Origin of the sequence: Vagococcus silagei (genome assembly GCF_004795745.1) — a bacterium.
GTDB lineage: Bacteria > Bacillota > Bacilli > Lactobacillales > Vagococcaceae > Vagococcus > Vagococcus silagei.
Genome location: NZ_SDGV01000043.1, coordinates 1 through 3,759 on the forward strand (window position 1 = coordinate 1; position 3,759 = coordinate 3,759).

At 36.5% G+C, this 3,759-nt stretch carries 5 protein-coding genes; all 5 read right to left on the minus strand.

Annotation, left to right across the window (positions count from 1 at the left end):
• On the minus strand, window positions 1-637 hold a 637-nt coding region (locus ESZ54_RS12215; protein ID WP_136137930.1), incomplete at its 3' end, for an ABC transporter ATP-binding protein.
• An 18-nt stretch (window positions 638-655) separates the two neighbouring features.
• Window positions 656-1,282 (minus strand): ABC transporter permease, encoded by a 627-nt coding sequence (locus ESZ54_RS12220; RefSeq protein WP_162615192.1) that lies wholly within the window; start codon window positions 1,280-1,282, stop codon window positions 656-658.
• Window positions 1,243-1,572, minus strand: coding sequence for a hypothetical protein (locus ESZ54_RS12225; protein ID WP_136137932.1), 330 nt, complete (start codon window positions 1,570-1,572; stop codon window positions 1,243-1,245). Before ESZ54_RS12225 ends, ESZ54_RS12220 begins: the two co-directional genes overlap by 40 nt.
• On the minus strand, window positions 1,573-2,508 hold the full coding sequence (locus ESZ54_RS12230) for an ABC transporter permease (RefSeq protein ID WP_275426559.1): 936 nt from the start codon (window positions 2,506-2,508) through the stop codon (window positions 1,573-1,575). It lies immediately after the preceding gene.
• 59 nt (window positions 2,509-2,567) lie between these two features.
• On the minus strand, window positions 2,568-3,759 hold a 1,192-nt coding region (locus ESZ54_RS12235), incomplete at its 5' end, for a peptide ABC transporter substrate-binding protein (RefSeq protein WP_136137933.1).

Consider the following 3,759-nt stretch of genomic DNA (forward strand, 5'->3'; position numbering starts at 1 on the left):
TTAGCTCAACTAACAAAACGGTCATGTGATATTTTTTTTGAATTGTTTTGATTAAAGCTAGAATTTGCGCTTGCGTTGTTGGATCGAGTGCCGTAGTGGCCTCATCCGCAATGAGCACTTCTGGTCGACAAGCGACGGCCATCGCAATTACAATTCTCTGCCGCTGGCCTCCTGAAAATTGATGCGGATAATGATGATATCGTTTTTCGGCATCCGAAATCCCCAATTCTTTCATTAATAAAATCGCCTCAGCTCTAGCTGCTTTTTTCGAAATCGATTGATGCTCTAAAATACTCTCACGAATCTGTTTACCGACCTTTATCACCGGATTAAGAGACGTCATTGGATCCTGGAAAATCATTGCTATTTTTTTACCGCGCAATTGACGTAAGTCTTTTTTATCTAAATCGAGAATATCCTCTCCTTTAAATAATATTTGCCCTTCCGTTTTTACACTTGTCTGAAAAAGGCGTAGCAAGCTACGACAAAGAACAGACTTTCCTGAGCCACTCTCACCAATAATCGCTAAAGTTTCACCTGGATAAATAGCTAAATCAATGCCACGAATAACCGGAACCATTTGATTTGCTTGTTCAAATGCTAATTGATACTCTTTAAATTCAATAAGTGGTTGCACTTTAAGCCACCCTCTTTCTTATATTTTCGGATCTAACACATCACGTAAACCATGACCAAACAAATTAAAAAAAATCATCAACAAACATAAAATGATTGACGGAAAAATTAAGACATGTGGTGTTAAACGAAACACTTGATACCCCTCGCTTAACAAACTTCCTAATGATGCATTAGGAACTTGAATCCCGATACCAATAAAGCTTAGGAAAGATTCAAAGAAAATGGCCGCTGGAATATTTAACATCATTTGTGTCAAAATCACATCCATTAAATTGGGTAACAAATGATGGCGGGCAATTTGGGTAGGCTTTTCCCCTAAAATAATGGCCGCCGTCACAAATTCTTGCTGCTTTAATTTGATCGTTTCAGCACGAATCACACGTGACATTGTAATCCAACCCGTTAATCCCATCGCAATTAAAATAGAAGTCACACCAGGTTTAAAAACTAATAACATTAAAATAACAATAACTAAAGTCGGAATACTCGAAATGAATTCCACAAAACGTTGCATGTAAAGATCCGTCTTGCCGCCTTTCCAACCTGAAATTAAGCCATACGAGATACCAATACCAAATTCAATTGCAGTGGCACTCACAGCAATTAAGAGTGACAAACGTGTGCCATATAAAGTACGAGCCAACAAGTCCCGCCCAAATTGGTCTGTTCCAAATAAGTGCCCTGATGCAAACTTGGAAGTTGATTCGCAATCGTTAAATTTTGTTGATTTGGATCCACACGATAAAATAGCAAACCGCCATAAGCCAAACAAGTAATCAAAACAATAATTAAACCAGACAATACAGCCGTTTTATTTTTAAAAAAGAGCTGTAATTTAGTCAGTTTAAAACTTTGACTCTCGGCTACCTTTTTTGATTTTTTACGTGATTGCTTATCAGCAAAGGAGAATAAATATTCCACATTTTGTTCCATTTAGGCCACTCCCTTCACACGAATACGTGGGTCAACTAATCCATATAAAATATCTGTAATAAAGATCACCACAATATAGATAACGGAAAAGACAATCGTTAATCCCATAACCGTTGCATAATCATTACTTAGAATCGCTTTTGTCAATTCTTCACCTAGTCCTGGTATCGCATAAATTTTCTCAATGATTAAACTACCGCCTAAAAGACTCGCAAACATTGGGCCAACAATTGTCATCATTGGAATTAATGCGTTGCGTAAACCATGTACAAAAATGACACGCCACTCGCTAATTCCTTTTGCTCTAGCAAGTTCAATATAATCACTTTTTAAAACAGTAATCATTTCATTCCGAATAAACTGAGCGCTGATAACACCGGGCGCGATTGCTAAAGCAATGGTCGGTAAAATTGTTGATAAAAAACCATCTTCCCAAAAAGCAATTGGTAACCAGGCAAGATACAAACCAAACAACGTTTGAAGGAAAATCGCAACCAAAATATTAGGAATAGAAAATAAGGTGATATTAATAATTGAGAAAAAGCGATCTAACCACTTATTATGAAACTTCGCCGATAAAACACCAATAACGATACCTAAACTTGTACCCAGTACCATTGCTTGAACCCCTAAGATAAATGAAGGCCAAATCCGAGCTTGAATAATTTTTGAGACTTCTTCTTCACCAAACTGAAATGAAATACCAAAATCACCATGTAGAAGTCCAGCTAAATAACGCCCTAATCTCATAATTAATGGACCATCTAACCCATAATTCTCGTTCATCAATTGAATTTGAACATCTGTTAATTTGGCTTCGTTATTGTAAGGACTACCTGGTAAAAAACTTAATAAAATAAACGTAACCGAAATTGTCACCACTAAAATTAAAACCATCGTTAACAGTCGCTTGACTAAATATTTTCGATTAAACACTGACGCCACTCCTTTTTAAATAAAACTAAAGACGGTAAACAGACCGCCTTTTTGTTTAATTATTTTTGATACGCAGCAAACGTAAAGTCGAATCCTGTTTTATATTCAAAGTTAGATAATTTAGGATTGGCAACAATGGTGCTTGATTGTTGGAAAAGCGGGATAACATACGCTTGATCAGTAATGATTTGATTCGCATCCTGTAATGCATTAAAGCGTTGGACCTCATCAACCGCGTATTCCGTACGTGCTAAATCAATTTTCTTATCTAGTGCTGCGTCGTCTATCTTGCCATGGTTATGTTCGTAGGTTGAATAAAATTGTTGAACATAACTAATTGGATCGACATCTCCACTCCAACCACCAATCGCTAAGTCAAACTTATATTCCATCATTTTTTGGAAACGAACTTTCGCTGGTAAGACATTCACTTTAATTTTTAAGCCTGGTAATTCCGTTTCAAATTGCGACTGTAGGTACTCACCTATTTTTTTCGATTGCTCAGTATCACTGACAAGCAATTCCAATTCAATTTTATCTTGATCTAATTCTTTCTTAGCCGCTGCCCATACTTTACCTGCCTCCGCAGTACTGTAACGGGGTGCTTTTTCATCCGATAATTCCGAAAAGTCTTGTTTTGATTTTGGATCACTTTGAAGATTCTCTGGAACTGGGTTGAAGAGTGGTTCTGAACCGTCTTTTAAGACTTTCTCGACTAACTCTTCTCGATTAATACTTTGGAATAACGCCTGACGAACATTTTTATTTTGTAAAATTGGATTCGAACTAATCCCCATCTCAACACTCGTTACGCCATTAATTGGCACAGTGCGAAAGCCCGGATGATCTTTATACTTTTGAATATAATCACCCGAAAGTGTAGTGTAATCGATTTTTCCAGACTCAAACAAATTAATATCAGTTGAAGCATCTTTGACAACATTGACTTCGATTTTATCAATCGTCACTTGTTTCGCATTCCAGTATTTAGGATTTTTACGATACGACCACTTCAAACTATTGACGTCCCATTTTTCTAAAATATAAGGACCCGATGATAAAATATCTTGATCTGTTTTCGCATAATTCTTACCTTTGTCTTTTAAGAATGTTTCATTAATTGGAGCTAATACAACATTGCTTAACGTTCGACTAAACGTAGGATTCGGATCTTTTAATTTTATTTCCAGCGTCTGATCATCTAATGCTTTCACACCTAAATCTTTTAGCGGCGCTTTATTTTCATTTACC